Here is a 17,674-nt window from a genome sequence, read left to right on the forward strand (position 1 = left end):
AGACCATGGTTGATGTGCTGGTCCCGTTCAGCGACAGCCTGAATGCGGCCGTTGCGCGCGGTAGCTCACTGACAGAGGCCTGGCGCGAAGCGGCGCGCGTGGCTGATGAAGCCGCGCAGGCCACGGCGCAACTGCTGCCGAAGATGGGGCGCGCCCGGCCGCTGGCTGAAAAAAGCCTCGGCACGCCTGATGCAGGCGCGATTTCACTGGCGATGATCGTCAATACCGTGGCGGATTTGATGAGAGATCACGCCACCGCGGATCAGGGAGCCTGAGCATGTCACAACCTGTTCTGTGGCTGGGTGTCAGCCTGAAAATGTACTTTGGCTACCAGCAAACCCTCGACTGGTGCCGCGATGTTGCTGCACTGGCGCGGCGTCATCCGGCGATTCAGCGCGGTGATATCGGGCTGTTCGTGCTGCCTGCCTATCCGGCTATTCCGGCCGCTGCCGCTATTTTTGCCGATACCCCGGTACGCGTTGGCGGCCAGGATGTCTGCCAGGCCGAAAACGGTGCCTGGACCGGTGAAGTCAGCGCCAGCATGTTGCAGGAGCTGGGCTGTTCGCTGGCGGAGATCGGTCACGCCGAACGCCGCCGCCATTTCCATGAAGATTCCGCACAGATTGCCGCCAAGGTGGCGATGTCGCTCAGCCACGGCCTGACGCCGGTGTTATGCATCGGGGAAGCGCAACAGGGGGAACCGTCGCAGGCGATCGCCCTGTGCCAGCAGCAGCTGGGCGAGGCGCTGTCGCTGGCACAGCAGCAGGGTCTGACCGGCACGCTATTTTTTGCCTGGGAACCACAGTGGGCGATTGGCGCACCGCAACCGGCACCCGAAAGCTATATCCGCGCGGTGTGTGAAGGTGTGCGTCATCTGCCGACGCCAGCAGGCATTACCTTGCAGGTGATCTACGGCGGCAGCGCCGGTCCGGGATTGATTCAGCGGCTTGGCGGAACGGTGGATGGTCTGTTCCTCGGCCGCTTTGCCCACGATCCTGCCGCGCTGGAACAGATTATTGACGAGGCCAGCGCGCTGGCAGAGGAGTGCCACTCATGAGCCAGATCGGACTCAGCACCTACGCTTTTTTCTGGCGCATGTCAGACCGGGTTCCACAGCCGTTGACGCTGGAACAGATGCTGGAGCAGACCGCCGCGCTCGATCTGTCGCTGTTCCAGATTTGTGATTATCCGGCGATTGAGCGCTGGCCGGATGCCGACCTGCAACGGCTGCGGCAGCAGGCAGATGCGCTGGGCATTACGCTGGAACTCGGTACCCGGGGACTGGACACCGCCCATCTGCAACGCTACCTGCAGCTGGCACAGCAGCTCGACGCGCATGTGGTGCGATCGATGTTCTACAGCGCCAGCCATCGACCTTCACTGGAACAGGCAGCGCAGCTGATCGCCGATGTGCTGCCGGACTATGCGGATCAGCAGGTCCGGCTCTGTCTTGAAACCTACGAGCAGGTCAAAACGGCGGACCTGATGTCCGTGATTAACCGCTTTCCGTCGCCGTGGCTGGGTGTCTGTCTCGATCCGGCCAACTGCGTCGCCGGGCTGGAGTTACCTGAACAGGTGATTGCGCAGACTGCGGCGCGGGTCGGCAATCTGCACATCAAAGATTTCGCCTTTACCCGGCGTGATGGCTGGGTCGGCTTTACCTATGCCGGTTGCCCGATGGGCGAAGGCTTGCTTGATTATGACCAGATGATCGCCAGCGTGCGTCCGGTCGAACGCGGCATTAACCAGATTATTGAACACTGGCTGCCGTGGCAGGAGGACGCCGCCACCACTTGCCAGCGTGAAGCTGAGTGGACTGCGCGCAGCGTGGAATTCTTACGTAGTAAACAAAATCGGGAGTAATAATAATGAATCAACTGAAAACCCTTACTGTGATTGGCGCCGGCGGCAAGATGGGCATGCGCATTTCAGCCAACTTCCAGAAAAGTGATTACCAGGTCTTTTACTGTGAAAATTCGCCTGCGGCGCAGCAGCAGGTCACTCAGCAGGGGCGTGAACTGTCGGATGCCGCCTCGGTGGTGCCGTTAAGCGACGTGGTGATCCTGGCGGTGCCGGATATCGTGCTGGGTAAAGTCTCTGAAGCGGTAGTACCGCAGATGAAGGCCGGTGCGGTGCTGTTAACGCTCGATCCGGCGGCTGCCTATGCCAATCTGATCTTCCAGCGTGACGATATTGAGTATGCGGTGGCGCATCCCTGCCATCCATCGGTGTTCCTTGAACGTTACACCAAAGAGGAGCACGCCGACGCCTTTGGCGGTATTGCAGCGATTCAGCACGTCGCCGCGGCTTATGAAGCGGGCAGCGAGGCGCAGCGCGCCGAACTCAGCAAGGTAATCAGCGTAATGTATGGCCCGGTGGAGCAGGTGCACTGGGTGACGGTGACCCAGCTGGCCTACCTTGAGCCAACGCTGGTCGAGACCGTCGCCTGCATGGTCGGTGCTTTTATGAAAGAGGCGCTGGATGAAACGGTGAAGCACAGTGGCGTCCCGGAAGAGGCCGCAAAAGCGATGCTCTACGGGCATATTCAGATTGCGCTGGCGGTCGCGTTCCGCGCCACCAACCCGTTCTCGGATGCCTGTATGATCGCCATGGAGTATGGACGCGAGAAGATTGTGAAGCCTGACTGGAAGCAGATTTTCGATCAGAAAGAGCTGGATATCGTGATTGCCCGGATGCTGAAAATCGACGCCATTCGTCGCTAATCTGTGACACCGCTACCGGCTCGCCGCGTCTATGCCTGGCGAGGTGAGCCGGTTCAATGGTATAAATTCCCTCCTTAAACGCCTGTGCTTAGTCAGGTAACTCACTGCGAGACAGATAACGCATGGAAAAACACACGCCTTCTCAGGACGCTGAACTGCTGACCGAAATCGCCGTCGCCTATTATCAGGACGAAATTACCCAGGAAGAGATTGCGCGTAAGTTTGGCATTTCACGCATCAAAGTCGGACGGCTGCTGAGGCGCGCCAGGGAAGAGGGCATTGTTGAAATCAACGTGCGTTACCATCCGGTATTCAGTACCCGGCTTGAGCAACAGTTGCTTGACCGCTTTCCCCACTTACAGCGTGCGCTGATTGCGCTCGACCTGCAGGACAATGATGAGCAGCGGCGTCAGGTGGCGGCGCTGGTCTCCTCCTGGCTGGAACAATCGCTTAAAGAAAACTCGGTGGTGGCCGTCGGGCAAGGGCGCAACGTGGCGGCGGTGGCCGATCATCCGGGCCAGGTCCCGACGCGTAACTGTCACTTCATCAGTGGTATCGGCGGTACTCACCGTCCCGGCGATGCGATCAATGCTGACCACATCAGCCGTCGGCTGGCGAAGAAGTTTGGTGGCATCAGCGAAACGCTCTACGCCCCGGCGTATGTCGAAGATCGGTCACTGAAAGCGGCGTTTATGCAGAACGGCACCATTAAAGAGACGCTGGATCGGGCGCGCAAAGCTGACTTCGCGCTGGTCGGCATCGGCGACATGAATGAAAACAGCTATATGGTGAAGTTAGGCTGGTTTACGCCGCACGAAATTATCGACGCGAGCCTGAATCAGGGTGTCATCGGCGATATCGCGGGCTACGACTTTTTTAATTCGCAGGGGCAGCACGTTGATACCGTGATGAAAGATCGGGTGATTGGTCTGAGCATTGATGAGCTGCGCAAGATCCCGTGCGTGATTGCCATCGCCTCGGAGAACACCAAAGCGATGGCGATTCTGGGTGCATTACGCACCGGCGCTATCGACATCATCGCCACCACGGCGCAGAACATCCGCACCCTGCTGAACATGACGCAGAAAGCGGAGTAGTCGCCGCGCAGGCACGCAGCCCCTTTGGCGACGTGCCTGAGGCATTACTCTTCCAGCAGCGAATAGGGCAGCGGCTGAATGGTCAGATGACCGCCTTCATCACCTTCAACCCGCAGCACGCTATCCGGCTCCAGATCGTTATTCATCACCACCTGCACCCAGCTGACACCGTCATCCAGCTGCACCGCCGCCAGCACGCTACCGGTACGTCGCCAGCGCTCACCCATCCGGAGTTCCAGCGCCGCATTGGCTGCTGGCAGATGGCTGGCCTGTCCTGCCAGCCAGTAGAGCGCGCGTTTGTTCGCGCCACGGTATTTGGCCCGCGCCACCATCTCCTGGCCGGTGTAGCAGCCTTTTTTAAAGCTGATGGCGTCCAGCGCCTGCAGGTTGGTAGCCTGAGGAATAAACTGCACGCTGGAGGCGGGGTCAATCACCGGAATGCCGGCTTCAATCTCCAGCGCCAGCCACTGCTGGCTGTCATTTAACTCGGCATCATCCGCCAGTTTCTGCTGCAGCGCTTCAGCCTGCGCCAGCGAGGTCACGATCAGGAAACGCTCCGCCGGATGCGCAAACCACAACAGCGTGGTCTCGCCCTGTTGCACCACCGGGGTTTCGCTGTCAGGCAACTGTTCAAACAGGTTGGCCAGCGCGGCGCGCGCCTGGAAACCGGCCACGCCCAGCAACACCGCGTCATCATCGGCCACCAGCGTCACTTTCGAGAACACCGCATATTTTTTTAATTCGCTGAGCTGGGTGTCGCGCAGTTCACGACGCACCAGATAGGCGTAACCTTCGCCGCGATGGAACAGGCGCAGGTTGCTCCACATCTTGCCTTTGGCATCACAGTGAGCGGCGGGCAGATGGTGAGCGGCATCCAGCGCGGCGACGTCCAGCGTCAGCTGACCCTGCAGGTAAGGCGTGCTGTCGGCACCGAAGACGGAAACCAGCGCCCAGGCATCCAGTGAAATCAGCGTTAACGGCAGACGAGACGAGGCGACAGGCTGACGCGGCGGTAAAGTAAAGGTTGGCATGGAGATATCCTGATTAAGAAGGTTCATCCGAAACAATATCCTCAATGTTAAAAGAGCCGACTGGCAATGCAACCTGTTTACCCAAAACGGCGCACAAATCGCGTGATACCCCTGAAAAAAGACGGCCTGATGTGCGAGAGATCGCACAGCAGGGTGCGCTTCGCCTGCAGCCCGCCACAATCCAGGTTACACTAGCCGCCATGTTGTGAACTGTGGAAACTGACGCATGGATATCAATGATAAATCACGTATTCAGTGGGCCTGCCGCCGCGGCATGCTGGAGCTGGATGTGGCTATTATGCCGTTCTTTAAATATGAATATGACAGCCTGAACGACACCGATAAGCAGGTTTTTATTGCGTTGCTGAAGAGCGACGATCCCGACCTGTTTAACTGGCTGATGAACCACGGGGAGCCCAGCGATCCTGAACTGAAGCGGATGGTTAACCTGATCCAGCAGCGCAACCGTGAACGCGGCCCGGTGGCAATGTAACCTGCAGCCGTCCCGTCTGGCGCGTGGCCTGCTGGGCGCGTGGCTGGTGGTGGCGCTGGCTGGTGTGCTGCTGTCCGACAGCGGAGGGCTGATTAAGCTGGCGATAGCGGGATTAATGCTGGCTGAAGGCGGGCGCACGTATCGGCGGCTCAGTCAGCGGCGCGGTTCGCTTCAGCGGGAGAGTGCGCAAATCTGGTGCTGGCAGGGCGAACGCTGGCGGCCCACTCAGCCGCTGCGCTGGCTGCCGTTTGGTGTGCTGCTGGTGGCGAAAAACGAGCAGGGCAGAACCTTGCGCCTATGGCTGATGCAGGACACCATGCCGCCGGGTGAATGGCGGGCGTTACGCGCCCGTTGCTTCAGCGAGGAACAGAGCGAATAACAGTGAGTGGCTTTACCGGGTTACGCCGCTAACCGGATAATGCCGTTTACCGATTACAGCAGTTCGGCGGTCTCGGTTAATATCTGCTCACACCACTGTTCGACGCGTTCGTCGGTGACCTCAAACTGGTTCACATCGTCGAGCGCCAGACCGACAAACTGCTGGCCGTCGGCACTGAGCGGTTTTGGGCTGGTGAACTCATACCCTTCCAGCGGCCAGTAACCGACAAAGCGCACGCCCATCGGCTGCAACAGCTCATGCAGCATACCCAGCGCATCAAGGAACCATTCACCGTAACCAATCTGATCGCCCATGCCGTACAGCGCCACAATCTTGTTGCGCAGATTCAGGGTCGGCAGCTGCGACCAGATCGCTTCCCAGTCCTCCTGCAACTCGCCGAAATCCCAGGTCGGAATGCCCATGATTAGCAGATCGTACTGCTCCATCAGGCGCGGATCGTCATCTTTCACGTTGTGCAGGGTGACGAGCTCTTCGCCTATAAAATCGCGAATTTTCTCCGCTACGATTTCGGTGTAACAGGTACTGGAACCGTAAAAAAGACCGATTTTCATGCAGATAACACTCTGTAAAGACTGACTTTGGCGCAATTGTACCAGAAGCGCCGCTGAATCAGGCATAATGAGCATGATTTTACAGCGAACGGCGGGGATAACGTGCAAGACAGCGAACTGACTGAACAGTTTCTCGATGCGCTCTGGATTGAACGCAATCTGGCGCAGAATACGCTCTCCTCTTATCGCCAGGATCTCCAGACGCTGACCGGCTGGCTGGCGCATCATAATCTGACGCTGCTCAGCGTGATGCCGTTGGATCTGCAGCAGTTTCTGGCCGAGCGGCTGGAGGGCGGCTACAAGGCGACCAGTTCCGCCCGGCTGCTCAGCGCCATGCGCCGCCTGTTTCAATATCTTTATCGCGAGAAGCTCCGGTCTGACGATCCCAGCGCGCTGTTATCGGCACCGAAATTGCCGCAGCGACTGCCGAAGGATCTCAGCGAAGCACAGGTGGAGCGCCTGTTGCAGGCCCCGAACATCGACATTCCGCTTGAACTGCGCGACAAAGCGATGCTGGAGTTACTTTATGCCACCGGTTTGCGCGTCTCTGAGCTGGTGGGCCTGACGCTGAGTGATATCAGTCTGCGGCAAGGCGTGGTGCGAGTCATTGGTAAAGGCGATAAAGAGCGACTTGTGCCGTTAGGTGAAGAAGCGGTGTACTGGCTGGAGCACTATCTGGAGCATGGGCGGCCGTGGTTACTCAATGGACAGACGCTGGATGTGATGTTCCCGAGCAACCGGGCGCAGCAGATGACGCGGCAGACCTTCTGGCACCGCATCAAGCATTACGCCACGCTGGCCGGTATCGACAGTGAAAAATTGTCGCCGCATGTGATGCGGCATGCGTTTGCCACCCATCTGCTGAACCACGGTGCCGATCTGCGTGTCGTACAGATGTTGCTGGGACACAGCGATCTCTCCACTACTCAAATTTATACGCATGTCGCGACCGAGCGCCTGCGTCAGTTGCATCAACAACATCATCCGCGGGCCTGATCTGCGGACATAAGGAAAGAGATGAACAAGCATTTTGCCATGCTGGCGCTGTTAGCCAGCGCCTTTTCCGGTCTGGCACAGGCCGATGACAGCGCCATTCAGCAATCATTGAAAAAGCTCGGCTTAAACCAGACCGAGATTTCCCCGTCACCGCTGCCGGGCTTCAAAACCGTGCTGTCGGAGAGCGGCGTGCTCTACGTGACCGATGATGGCAAACATATGATTCAGGGACCGCTGTATGACGTCAGCGGCGCGCAACCGGTCAACGTGACCAATCAGCTGCTCGATAAAAAAGTCGAGGCGCTGGTGCCGGAAATGATCGTCTATAAAGCGCCAAAAGAGCAGCATGTGGTGACGGTGTTTACCGACATTACCTGTGGCTACTGCCGCAAGCTGCATGAGCAGATGGCAGACTACAATGCGCTGGGCATCACCGTGCGCTATCTGGCGTTCCCGCGTGAAGGGCTGCATGGCCAGATTGAAACCGCGATGAAAGCGATCTGGTGCAGCGCCGATCGTAACAAAGCCTTTGATGAGGCGATGAAGGGTGATGCGCCGAAGATGGCCGCGCCAGACAGCTGCAAAATCAATATTGAACAGCACTACAAGCTCGGGGTGCTGTTTGGCATTCAGGGCACGCCAGCCATCCTGACCGACAGCGGCATGATGATCCCTGGCTATCAGGGCCCGCAGGAGCTGAAGCAGGTACTGGATAATCAAAAGCGTGGTGGTTAATCGGTGGTAAAAAACGAAGTGGAACTGCGTCGCCGTGAGGTGACGGTTGAGGATGCGCTGCCGGCAACCCTGCCGCCGTTGCTGAAACGTCTTTATCTGCAACGCGGGGTAGGTGACGCGGCGGAGCTGGAGCGCGGCGCGAAAAACCTGCTGCCGTTCCAGGCGCTGAGTGGCATTGATAGTGCAGTGACTTTACTGCATCAGGCGCTGCTCGATGGTCGTCGCATTATGGTGGTCGGCGATTTTGATGCCGATGGCGCGACCAGCACCGCGCTGACGGTGATGGCGCTGCGCAGCATGGGCGGCAGCAACGTCCAGTATCTGGTGCCTAACCGCTTCGAAGATGGCTATGGGCTTAGCCCGGAAGTGGTTGAGCAGGCGCGCGCGCGCGGTGCGGCGATGATCCTGACGGTGGATAACGGTATTTCGTCCCATGCCGGGGTTGAATGTGCGCATCAGCACGGTATTCCGGTGCTGATCACCGATCACCACCTGCCGGGAGAAACTTTACCGGCCGCCGAAGCGATCGTTAATCCCAACCTGGCCGACTGCAATTTCCCCTCGCGCGCGCTGGCAGGGGTCGGGGTCGCGTTTTATCTGATGCTGGCGCTGCGTGCCCATCTGCGCGCCCTGGGCTGGTTCGGCGCAACCCGCAGCGAACCTAACCTGGCGGAGCTGCTGGATCTGGTGGCGCTGGGCACGGTGGCTGATGTGGTGCCGCTCGACGTCAATAACCGCATCCTGGTGTGGCAGGGACTGAGCCGGATTCGCGCCGGTAAATGCCGTCCCGGCATTCGTGCGCTGCTGGAGATCGCCAATCGCGATGCGCGCCAGCTGGCGGCCAGCGATCTTGGCTTTGCGCTTGGCCCGCGGCTTAATGCCGCCGGGCGACTGGATGACATGTCGGTCGGGGTGGCGTTACTGATGACCGACGATCTCAGCCAGGCGCGGATGTTAGCCAGCGAACTGGATGCGCTGAATCAGACGCGCAAAGAGATTGAGCAGGGGATGCAGAGCGAAGCGCTGGCGCTGTGTCAGGCGCTGGAGCGTGAGCAGAGCGACCTGCCGCTGGGGCTGGCGTTCTATCATCCGGAATGGCATCAGGGCGTGGTCGGTATTCTGGCCTCACGCCTGAAAGAGCGCTTCCATCGTCCGGTCATCGCTTTTGCGCCCGCCGGTGACGGCACCCTGAAAGGTTCCGGCCGCTCGATTGCCGGTTTGCATCTGCGCGATGCGCTGGAACGGCTCGATACCCTGAATCCGGGCCTGATGCTGAAGTTTGGCGGCCATGCGATGGCGGCGGGGCTGTCGCTGGAAACCGCACGCTACGACGAGTTCCGCCAGCGCTTTGCCGAACTGGTCGGTGAATGGCTGGATGGCGAATCCCTGCAGGGCATTATCTGGTCCGATGGCGCGCTGCAGCCGCAGGAATTTTCCCTGCAGACCGCCGAGATGCTGCGTGAGGCGGGTCCCTGGGGCCAGGCGTTTCCTGAGCCCGCTTTCGACGGCAAATTTAAGCTGTTGCAGCAGCGACTGGTCGGTGAGCGCCATCTGAAAGTGATGGTGGAACCGCTGGGCGGCGGCCCGCTGATCGATGGCATCGCTTTTAATGTGGATACCACACTCTGGCCCGACACCAGCGTGCGTCAGGTCGAACTGGCTTACAAGCTGGATATTAACGAATACCGCGGTAACCGCTCGGTGCAGCTGATTATCGATCATCTCTGGCCGGTTAACTGACGTCAGCAGACAGTCGCGCCTCTTCTGCGGGTGAAGGGGCGCAACCGTCCGATCGGCGTCATGTCACCCTTCCTGCTTTCCGTCCGCCGGGGCACGCCACGCCAGACCGTTAATCCCCGCCATGCGGCAACCGCATCAGCGCTACAAACTGTCGTCAGTTTCGGGTAAACTTATTCGTTAATTTTCCTCTCCATCGAACGCAAAAAAGACGCTAAAGCCATGTTTGAAATCAACCCGGTCAAAAACCGTATTCAGGACCTCAGTGAGCGCAGCGACGTTCTTCGGGGGTATCTTTGACTACGATGCCAAGAAAGAACGCCTCGAAGAAGTAAACGCCGAGCTGGAACAGCCAGACGTGTGGAACGCGCCGGAACGCGCCCAGGCACTGGGCAAAGAGCGCTCCTCGCTTGAAGCGATTGTTGATACGCTCGACCAGATGACGCAAGGGCTGGAAGATGTCCAGGGTCTGCTGGAGCTGGCCGTCGAGGCTGACGACGAAGAGACGTTCAACGAAGCGGTGGCCGAGCTGGATGGCCTCGAAAGCAAGCTGGGCGAGCTTGAATTCCGCCGCATGTTCTCTGGTGAGTACGACAGCGCTGACTGCTATATCGATCTGCAGGCGGGTTCTGGCGGCACCGAAGCGCAGGACTGGGCCAGCATGCTGATGCGCATGTATCTGCGCTGGGCTGAATCCCGCGGTTTCAAAACTGAAATTATTGAAGAGTCTGAAGGCGAAGTGGCGGGCATTAAATCCGTAACCATTCGCGTATCGGGCGATTACGCTTTTGGCTGGTTGCGTACCGAAACCGGCGTGCATCGCCTGGTGCGTAAGAGCCCGTTCGACTCGGGTGGCCGTCGTCACACCTCATTCAGCTCGGCCTTTATCTATCCGGAAGTGGATGACGATATTGATATCGACATCAACCCCGCCGATCTGCGCATCGACGTCTATCGCGCCTCCGGTGCGGGCGGCCAGCACGTTAACCGGACGGAATCCGCGGTACGTATTACCCATATTCCGACCGGCACCGTGACCCAGTGTCAGAACGACCGTTCTCAGCACAAGAACAAAGATCAGGCGATGAAGCAGATGAAGGCGAAGCTGTACGAGCTTGAGATGCAAAAGAAAAATGCTGAGAAACAGGCGCTGGAAGACAACAAGTCTGACATTGGCTGGGGCAGCCAGATCCGTTCTTACGTGCTCGACGATTCGCGCATTAAAGATCTGCGTACCGGTGTGGAAACGCGCAACACCCAGGCGGTGCTGGACGGCGATCTGGATCGATTCATTGAAGCTAGTTTAAAAGCAGGGTTATAAGGAACCGACATGTCTGAACAACAACCGCAGAGCGCTGACGCCGCACTTGAGTTAAACAATGAACTGAAAACGCGTCGCGAAAAGCTGAGCGCGCTGCGTGAAAATGGCGTGGCGTTTCCCAACGATTTCCGTCGTGACACGCTCTCGAACCAGCTGCATGAACGCTATGACGAAAAGAGCAACGAAGAACTGGAAGATCTCGGCATCGAAGTGAGCGTGGCCGGACGCATGATGACTCGCCGTATCATGGGTAAAGCGTCATTCGTTACCCTGCAGGATGTCGGCGGACGCATTCAGCTCTATGTTTCGCGTGACGATCTGGCTGAAGGGATCTACAACGAACAGTTCAAGAAATGGGACCTCGGCGATATCCTCGGCGCGCGCGGCAAGCTGTTCAAAACCAAAACCGGCGAACTGTCGATTCACTGTTCTGAGCTGCGTCTGCTGACCAAAGCCCTGCGTCCGTTGCCGGATAAGTTCCACGGTCTGGCCGATCAGGAAACCCGTTATCGTCAGCGCTACCTTGATCTGATCGCCAACGACGAATCACGTAAGACCTTCCAGATTCGCTCGCAAATCATGGCCGGTATCCGCCAGTTCATGGTCAGCCGCGACTTTATGGAAGTGGAAACCCCGATGATGCAGGTGATCCCGGGCGGTGCCTCTGCGCGTCCGTTCATCACCCATCACAATGCGCTGGACATCGATATGTACCTGCGTATTGCACCTGAGCTCTACCTGAAGCGACTGGTGGTTGGTGGTTTTGATCGGGTGTTCGAGATCAACCGTAACTTCCGTAACGAAGGCATTTCGCCACGTCATAACCCAGAGTTCACCATGATGGAACTCTATATGGCGTATGCGGATTACAAAGATCTGATTGAGCTGACCGAGAGTCTGTTCCGTACCCTGGCGCAGGATGTGCTGGGCACCACCGTGGTGCCGTATGGCGAGCATCAGTTCGATTTCGGCAAGTCGTTTGAAAAACTGACGATGCGCGAAGCGATCAAAAAATACCGTCCGGAAACCGATCTGGCCGATCTGGAAGAGTTTGATAAAGCGGTAGCGATCGCTGAATCGCTGCACATTAAAGTCGAGAAGAGCTGGGGCCTGGGCCGTGTTGTCACCGAGATCTTCGAAGAAACGGCCGAAGCGCATCTGATTCAGCCAACCTTCATCACTGAATATCCGGCTGAAGTATCACCGCTGGCGCGTCGTAACGATCAGAATCCGGAGATCACCGATCGCTTCGAGTTCTTCATCGGCGGCCGCGAAATCGGTAATGGTTTCTCCGAGCTGAACGATGCGGAAGATCAGGCTGAGCGTTTCCTGCAGCAGGTGAATGCCAAAGATGCAGGCGATGACGAAGCGATGTTCTACGACGAAGATTATGTCACCGCGCTGGAACACGGTCTGCCACCGACCGCCGGTCTCGGTATCGGTATCGACCGCATGGTGATGCTGTTTACCAACAGCCACACCATCCGCGACGTGATCCTGTTCCCGGCACTGCGTCCGGGCAGCAAGTAAGTCACTTTGCGTTAAGCAGAATGCAGAAAGGCCGGAGACTCCGGCCTTTTTTATGTCTGCGGTTCGCCTTGCCATGCTTGTGTCATGTTATTTCCTCTGCCAGGCTGAACGTCTCAACCTGGAGCAATCATCATGACGCAACGTCCCGACTGTATTCGCCACTGGCAAGCGCTGGAAGGCCAGGATAACGAACATTATGCAGACAGCGATGAGCGCATGTCGATTGGTGCGCCACTGGGGAGGTTACTGGGATTAACCCGCCTTGGCATTCATCATGAAAGGCTGTTGCCCGGACGCCGTATGTCTTATCCCCACGCGGAGAGCGCGGAAGAAGAGTTCATCTTTGTGCTTGAAGGTCATCCTGACGCCTGGATCAACGGCGAGCTGTATCCGCTGTCGCCGGGTGATGCAGTGGCCTTTCCGGCGGGCACTGGCATTTGCCACACCTTTATCAATAACAGCGAGCACGAAGCTCGCTTTTTAGTGGTAGGGGAGACCAGCAAGCCTGAAAATCGTATTGCTTATCCTCTTAACCCGGACTACGAAGCAACCCGTAAAGACAGATGGCTGAATCCGCCCGAACATCCTATGGGCAACCATCCCGGTTTGCCCGATAAAAAATCTCAGGACTTCACCACGCCATCCAGCCACTGCTGAAACCGCGCATAAGGTACATACAGCGCCACGTTCTTATACAGGGTTTTGCCGCTGGTATTGTCATTGATGCGATCGCTGTAGCCAATGATCACCCCCGCCAGCGTATCGTCAGAGGCGTTATAGACTGCGCCGCCCGACATGCCTTTCACCACGCCTGCATTGGCCGCCACCACCACACAGTCCGCTTTGTTCCAGCTGTTTGCCAGCGTGGTATTAATCAGGTTCTGTCCGCTGGAACTGACCGGCATCGCCGAAATAAAACTGTAACCATAGAGGTTCACCTGGTCGCCGATATGGCTGTTGCGAAAGCTGGGGGGCAGGCTGGCTTCGCTGTTTTTGTGATAGACCACCGCCAGATCGCATTGCGGATGCCAGGACTTTACCCGATAGAGCGAAAACTTCGCCACGTGCGCGGCGGTCAGGCTGTACTCCGACGTCAGCGGAATGGTGGTGCCCAGCGTGCCTAATCCCAGCACGGTGGGAATACCGGTCACGGTCATATCGACCCGCTTTCCGGCCTCTTTACTGTACTCATAGTGGCCCACCGAGCAGCCGGTTAAAGCAAAAACCATCAAGGCAATGAGCCGTTGCATTCTTTCTCCCCGCGTCAGAATTTGATCACATCACCTGGCGTTTCATAATGGGGTTATCGGCAACGCTAAAATTTTATTTATTGTTAACACATTAAAAAGCGTAACCGGTGACAGACAAATGACAACCAGAGATTGCCTGCGACGGTGATTCCTGGAATTTTCCGGCGCGTTGGCGGTACCCGTCTGGCGGATTGATAACGGAAATTATTGCGGATGCGGCAATAATCCTTTGCCGCTATTGGGCTATGTGGTGCTCAGCAGCTGTGCTGTAATAGCCCGCGTGACGCAGATCAAATATTAATAAGCGTCGACCGGGCCACGACTTTGCGCGGTTCACCTGCATTTTCATCGTATTGGGAGAAATGTTATGCCTGTAGCGTTACTGGCGCTGGCGCTGAGTGCGTTCGCCATCGGCACCACCGAGTTTGTCATTATGGGCCTGCTGCCAGACGTGGCAGGCGATCTTCAGGTGTCGATTCCGTCAGCAGGCTGGTTAATCAGCGGTTATGCGTTAGGCGTCGCGATTGGCGCACCGATTATGGCGCTGCTGACCGCCCGGTTACCGCGTAAAAAAACGCTGACGCTGTTAATGGTGATCTTCATCGTTGGCAATCTGCTGTGTGCGCTGGCCTACAATTACAATTTGCTGATGCTGGCGCGTATCGTCACCGCGCTGTGCCACGGGGCCTTCTTTGGCATTGGCGCTGTGGTAGCGGCCAGTCTGGTGGCTCCGGGACGTCAGGCGTCCGCCGTGGCACTGATGTTTACCGGACTGACGCTGGCTAACGTACTGGGCGTTCCATTAGGTACCTGGTTTGGTCAGCTGTTTGGCTGGCGCGCGACCTTCTGGGGCGTGGCGATCATCGGGGTGCTGGCTTTCATCGCCCTGATTGTCAGCCTGCCGAATAACAAACAGGAAAAACCGGTCGATCTCGCCAGTGAAGTGAGCGCGCTGGCTAACGGTAAACTCTGGCTGTCGCTGCTGATGACGGTGTTTTTTGCCGCGGCGATGTTTGCGCTGTTCAGCTATATCGCGCCGCTGCTGTTAGAGGTGACCGGGATTAGCGATCGGGGCGTCAGCTGGACACTGTTCCTGATTGGCGCAGGCCTGACGGTCGGCAATATCCTGGGCGGTAAAATGGCGGACTGGAAAGTCTCCTTCAGCCTGATCCTCAGCTTCTCCCTGATTGCTATTTTCTCCCTGTTGTTCAGCTGGACCAGCCACGCGCTGTGGCTGGCGGAGATCACCCTGTTCCTGTGGGCGATGGCAACCTTTGCCACCGTGCCAGGCCTGCAGATTAACGTGGTACGTCACGGTAAAGAGGCCCCTAACCTGGTCTCAACCCTGAACATTTCCGCGTTCAACGTTGGTAATGCGCTGGGCGCCTGGGTCGGCGGAGCGGTCATTGGTCACGGTTACGGCCTGACAGTGGTACCGGTCGCAGCCGCGGCGCTGGCGGTGATCGGTCTGCTGGTCTGCCTGATCACCTTCCGTAAATCGGGTGGCGCGGCTTCTGCAGTGCGCGCTTAAGCCAGGCGTGCGGTGATGCGCGCCGGAAAGTCAGCCACCTGTTGTTGCAGATGGCTGACGAACGCATCGACCAGCGCCGAGGCGGGGCGGTGATGCGGCCGGACCAGGCTAACGGTAAACGGCACCGAAACGCTGAACCGGCGCATCACCACGCCGCTGTCGGCATAATCGAGCGCCGTCAGCGGATTGACAATTGAAATGCCCACTCCCGCTCTGACCATGGCGCACACCGACGCGGCGCTGTGGGTCTCCAGCACCAGGCGACGATCAACGCCCTGTTCATGAAATAACGCATCAAGCAGCTGGCGATAACTGTCGGTGCGCGACAGGCTGACATAGTTCTCACCGGCAAAATCCTGCGGCGTCAGTACCGCACGCTGGCTCAGGGGATGCTGCTGCGGCAACACACAGACCTCATCACAGGTTAACAGCGCATAACGATCGGTTCCGGCCGGCGCATGCTGGGTTTCGGTTAAACCGAGGTCATAGCGCTGCGCCGACAGCCACTCCTCCAGCAGTGGCGACTCCTGCGGAATCACATTCAGACTGACATCCGGATAGCGCTGCAAAAAAGGCTGACACAGCGGCGGCAACAGCGACTGCGAAAACGCCGGTAAACAGGCCACCGAAAGCTCGCCCTGACGAAACTGCCGCAGGTTATCCGCCGCCTCCATAATGCGATCCAGCCCATACCAGGAACGCTGCACCTCCTCAAACAGCCGCAGTCCCTGTACCGTCGGCTGCAGACGCCCGCGCACCCGGCCAAACAGCTGCAGTCCGAGCTGCTGCTCCAGCCGCGCCAGCTCCCGGCTCACCGTCGGCTGCGACGTGTGCAGCAACGTCGCGGCCTGCGTCAGGTTGCCGCTGGTCATCACCGCGTGAAAAATTTCAATGTGTCGCCAGTTAATGTTCGCCACACCGCTACCCCATATCAGTTTTGCATAGATGCTATTAAAACAGATATTTTTCGCTATGACACGATTCTGGCTTAATGGGTTATCGCCACAGGAGAATCCTTATGCCCCGTTCTTTACAGACCACTCAAACCGCGCTCAACGCCACTAACCTGCTGCCGCTGGCACGCCGCTATGCCGGGCCGTTCTGGGCCTACGATGCCGAAATCATTCAGGCGCGCATCGCCCAGTTGCAGGCGTTTGATGTGGTGCGCTTTGCCCAGAAATCCTGCTCAAATATCCACATTCTGCGCCTGATGCGGGCGGCTGGCGTTAAGGTTGATTCCGTCTCGCTGGGCGAAATTGAACGTGCGCTGGTGGCGGGATACCAGCCGGGCGGTGACGAGATCGTGTTTACTGCTGACCTGTTTGATCAGCCGACGCTGGCGCGGGTTGCGGCGCTACAGGTGCCGGTTAACGCCGGTTCCGTCGATATGCTGCATCAGCTGGGTGCTGTCTCGCCGGGCCATGCGGTATGGCTGCGGGTTAATCCCGGTTTCGGGCACGGTCACAGTCAGAAAACCAATACCGGCGGCGAAAACAGCAAGCACGGTATCTGGCACGGAGATCTGGCCTTAGCGCTGGCGGCAATCCAGCAATATGGCCTGCGACTGGTGGGCATTCATATGCATATCGGCTCCGGCGTCGATTACGCCCATCTGCAACAGGTGTGCGATGCGATGGTCAGTCTGGTGGTGGAGTTCGGCCAGGATCTGACCGCGATCTCGGCGGGCGGTGGTTTATCGATTCCTTATCGCTACGGTGAAGAGGCGATCGATACCGGGCACTATTTTGGTTTGTGGGATGCGGCGCGTCAGCGTATTGCGCAGCACCTGGGTCATGATGTCAAACTGGAGATTGAACCGGGTCGTTTCCTGGTGGCCGAGTCGGGCGTGCTGGTGTCGCAGGTAAGGGCGGTCAAAGAGATGGGCAGCCGCCATTTTGTGCTGGTCGACGCCGGTTTCAATGATTTAATGCGCCCGTCAATGTATGGCAGCTACCATCACATCTCGCTGATGGCGGGCGATGGTCGCCAGATTGATGAGCAGCAGACCCTGGAGAGCGTGGTGGCCGGTCCGCTGTGTGAGTCGGGCGATGTCTTTACCCAGCTGGAAGGCGGCAAAGTTGATACCCGTGCCATTCCGGCGGCGCAGGTCGGCGATTATCTGGTGTTTCATGACACCGGCGCGTATGGCGCATCGATGTCATCCAATTACAACAGCCGTCCCCTGATTCCGGAAGTCCTGTTTGAACAGGGGCAACCGCGTGAGATCCGTCGTGCGCAGACCATCCAGGAATTACTGGCGCTGGAAGGCGTCTGATCGC

19 protein-coding genes are annotated in these 17,674 nt (G+C 58.1%); 15 read left to right on the plus strand and 4 right to left on the minus strand.

All coding sequences use genetic code 11. The features are described from left to right. From HA41_RS11470 to HA41_RS11490, 5 genes are all read left to right on the plus strand, one after another. Positions 1–275: DAK2 domain-containing protein (locus tag HA41_RS11470; RefSeq protein WP_143807321.1), on the plus strand; the 275-nt coding region annotated here is incomplete at its 5' end. Positions 276–277: 2 nt separating this feature from the next. Then, positions 278–1,057: a triose-phosphate isomerase family protein gene (locus HA41_RS11475; RefSeq protein ID WP_094120910.1), complete on the plus strand. Its 780-nt coding sequence runs from the start codon at positions 278–280 to the stop codon at positions 1,055–1,057. Continuing rightward, positions 1,054–1,863 carry a sugar phosphate isomerase/epimerase family protein gene (locus HA41_RS11480; protein ID WP_094120911.1) on the plus strand — a complete coding sequence of 270 codons (810 nt, stop codon included), beginning with the start codon at positions 1,054–1,056 and terminating at the stop codon, positions 1,861–1,863. Before HA41_RS11475 ends, HA41_RS11480 begins: the two co-directional genes overlap by 4 nt. A 2-nt stretch (positions 1,864–1,865) precedes the next feature. Next, positions 1,866–2,723, plus strand: coding sequence for a phosphogluconate dehydrogenase C-terminal domain-containing protein (locus tag HA41_RS11485; RefSeq protein ID WP_143807322.1), 858 nt, complete (start codon positions 1,866–1,868; stop codon positions 2,721–2,723). Between the two features lie 122 nt (positions 2,724–2,845). Further along, a complete protein-coding gene (locus HA41_RS11490) occupies positions 2,846–3,820 on the plus strand; it encodes a sugar-binding transcriptional regulator (protein WP_094120913.1) in 975 nt (324 codons plus the stop codon). 44 nt (positions 3,821–3,864) lie between these two features. Here HA41_RS11490 and ygfZ read toward each other — a convergent pair whose 3' ends face one another. Further along, entirely contained in the window at positions 3,865–4,851 is a 987-nt protein-coding gene (gene ygfZ / locus HA41_RS11495; RefSeq protein WP_094120914.1) for a tRNA-modifying protein YgfZ, read from the minus strand. Positions 4,852–5,077: 226 nt separating this feature from the next. Between ygfZ and sdhE the strand changes: the two genes are divergently transcribed. Both sdhE and HA41_RS11505 read left to right on the plus strand, forming a co-directional pair. Continuing rightward, a complete protein-coding gene (gene sdhE, locus HA41_RS11500) occupies positions 5,078–5,344 on the plus strand; it encodes an FAD assembly factor SdhE (RefSeq protein ID WP_031376214.1) in 267 nt (88 codons plus the stop codon). Further along, on the plus strand, positions 5,319–5,723 hold the full coding sequence (locus tag HA41_RS11505; RefSeq protein ID WP_094120915.1) for a protein YgfX: 405 nt from the start codon (positions 5,319–5,321) through the stop codon (positions 5,721–5,723). Before sdhE ends, HA41_RS11505 begins: the two co-directional genes overlap by 26 nt. 53 nt (positions 5,724–5,776) lie before the next feature. On the opposite strand, the gene fldB is transcribed toward HA41_RS11505, so the two are convergent. Beyond that, positions 5,777–6,295 (minus strand): flavodoxin FldB, encoded by a 519-nt coding sequence (fldB, locus tag HA41_RS11510; protein ID WP_094120916.1) that lies wholly within the window; start codon positions 6,293–6,295, stop codon positions 5,777–5,779. Between the two features lie 102 nt (positions 6,296–6,397). Between fldB and xerD the strand changes: the two genes are divergently transcribed. From xerD to HA41_RS11540, 6 genes are all read left to right on the plus strand, one after another. After that, positions 6,398–7,291, plus strand: a complete 894-nt coding sequence (xerD, locus tag HA41_RS11515) for a site-specific tyrosine recombinase XerD (RefSeq protein WP_094120917.1) — start codon at positions 6,398–6,400, stop codon at positions 7,289–7,291. Positions 7,292–7,312: 21 nt separating this feature from the next. Further along, on the plus strand, positions 7,313–8,026 hold the full coding sequence (gene dsbC / locus HA41_RS11520) for a bifunctional protein-disulfide isomerase/oxidoreductase DsbC (RefSeq protein ID WP_094120918.1): 714 nt from the start codon (positions 7,313–7,315) through the stop codon (positions 8,024–8,026). 3 nt (positions 8,027–8,029) lie between these two features. Continuing rightward, positions 8,030–9,766, plus strand: coding sequence for a single-stranded-DNA-specific exonuclease RecJ (gene recJ / locus HA41_RS11525; RefSeq protein ID WP_094120919.1), 1,737 nt, complete (start codon positions 8,030–8,032; stop codon positions 9,764–9,766). 219 nt (positions 9,767–9,985) lie between these two features. Next, positions 9,986–11,084 (plus strand): peptide chain release factor 2 gene (gene prfB / locus HA41_RS11530; RefSeq protein WP_143807323.1). Its coding sequence is split into 2 segments (ribosomal slippage): positions 9,986–10,060 and positions 10,062–11,084, totalling 1,098 coding nucleotides; the frame shifts between segments, so codons are not numbered across the junction. Between the two features lie 9 nt (positions 11,085–11,093). Then, a complete protein-coding gene (gene lysS, locus HA41_RS11535) occupies positions 11,094–12,614 on the plus strand; it encodes a lysine--tRNA ligase (protein WP_094120920.1) in 1,521 nt (506 codons plus the stop codon). 132 nt (positions 12,615–12,746) lie between these two features. Continuing rightward, a complete protein-coding gene (locus tag HA41_RS11540; protein WP_094120921.1) occupies positions 12,747–13,271 on the plus strand; it encodes a cupin domain-containing protein in 525 nt (174 codons plus the stop codon). Here the strand turns inward: HA41_RS11540 and HA41_RS11545 are convergent. Next, entirely contained in the window at positions 13,238–13,864 is a 627-nt protein-coding gene (locus HA41_RS11545) for a hypothetical protein (protein ID WP_094120922.1), read from the minus strand. The genes HA41_RS11540 and HA41_RS11545 overlap by 34 nt on opposite strands. Positions 13,865–14,231: 367 nt before the next feature. On the opposite strand from HA41_RS11545, the gene HA41_RS11550 reads away from it, so the two are divergent. Further along, positions 14,232–15,395: an MFS transporter gene (locus HA41_RS11550; RefSeq protein ID WP_094120923.1), complete on the plus strand. Its 1,164-nt coding sequence runs from the start codon at positions 14,232–14,234 to the stop codon at positions 15,393–15,395. Here HA41_RS11550 and HA41_RS11555 read toward each other — a convergent pair. After that, positions 15,392–16,312, minus strand: a complete 921-nt coding sequence (locus tag HA41_RS11555) for a LysR family transcriptional regulator (RefSeq protein ID WP_094120924.1) — start codon at positions 16,310–16,312, stop codon at positions 15,392–15,394. The genes HA41_RS11550 and HA41_RS11555 overlap by 4 nt on opposite strands. A gap of 101 nt (positions 16,313–16,413) precedes the next feature. Here HA41_RS11555 and lysA point away from each other — a divergent pair, with 101 nt between their 5' ends. Beyond that, a complete protein-coding gene (lysA, locus tag HA41_RS11560; RefSeq protein WP_094120925.1) occupies positions 16,414–17,670 on the plus strand; it encodes a diaminopimelate decarboxylase in 1,257 nt (418 codons plus the stop codon). The last annotated feature ends 4 nt before the right edge of the window (positions 17,671–17,674 follow it).

The organism is Pantoea conspicua (assembly GCF_002095315.1).
In the GTDB taxonomy this organism is placed as follows: domain Bacteria; phylum Pseudomonadota; class Gammaproteobacteria; order Enterobacterales; family Enterobacteriaceae; genus Pantoea; species Pantoea conspicua.

Excerpts from the sequence above, each read along its gene's own strand:
- HA41_RS11490 (WP_094120913.1), top strand. The coding sequence starts at position 2,846 with ATGGAAAAACACACGCCTTCTCAGGACGCTGAACTGCTGACCGAAATC.
- lysA (WP_094120925.1), top strand. The coding sequence starts at position 16,414 with ATGCCCCGTTCTTTACAGACCACTCAAACCGCGCTCAACGCCACTAAC.
- HA41_RS11480 (WP_094120911.1), top strand. The coding sequence starts at position 1,054 with ATGAGCCAGATCGGACTCAGCACCTACGCTTTTTTCTGGCGCATGTCA.
- HA41_RS11475 (WP_094120910.1), top strand. The coding sequence starts at position 278 with ATGTCACAACCTGTTCTGTGGCTGGGTGTCAGCCTGAAAATGTACTTT.
- fldB (WP_094120916.1), bottom strand. The coding sequence starts at position 6,295 with ATGAAAATCGGTCTTTTTTACGGTTCCAGTACCTGTTACACCGAAATC.
- ygfZ (WP_094120914.1), bottom strand. The coding sequence starts at position 4,851 with ATGCCAACCTTTACTTTACCGCCGCGTCAGCCTGTCGCCTCGTCTCGT.
- sdhE (WP_031376214.1), top strand. The coding sequence starts at position 5,078 with ATGGATATCAATGATAAATCACGTATTCAGTGGGCCTGCCGCCGCGGC.
- lysS (WP_094120920.1), top strand. The coding sequence starts at position 11,094 with ATGTCTGAACAACAACCGCAGAGCGCTGACGCCGCACTTGAGTTAAAC.
- dsbC (WP_094120918.1), top strand. The coding sequence starts at position 7,313 with ATGAACAAGCATTTTGCCATGCTGGCGCTGTTAGCCAGCGCCTTTTCC.
- HA41_RS11550 (WP_094120923.1), top strand. The coding sequence starts at position 14,232 with ATGCCTGTAGCGTTACTGGCGCTGGCGCTGAGTGCGTTCGCCATCGGC.
- HA41_RS11545 (WP_094120922.1), bottom strand. The coding sequence starts at position 13,864 with ATGCAACGGCTCATTGCCTTGATGGTTTTTGCTTTAACCGGCTGCTCG.
- HA41_RS11540 (WP_094120921.1), top strand. The coding sequence starts at position 12,747 with ATGACGCAACGTCCCGACTGTATTCGCCACTGGCAAGCGCTGGAAGGC.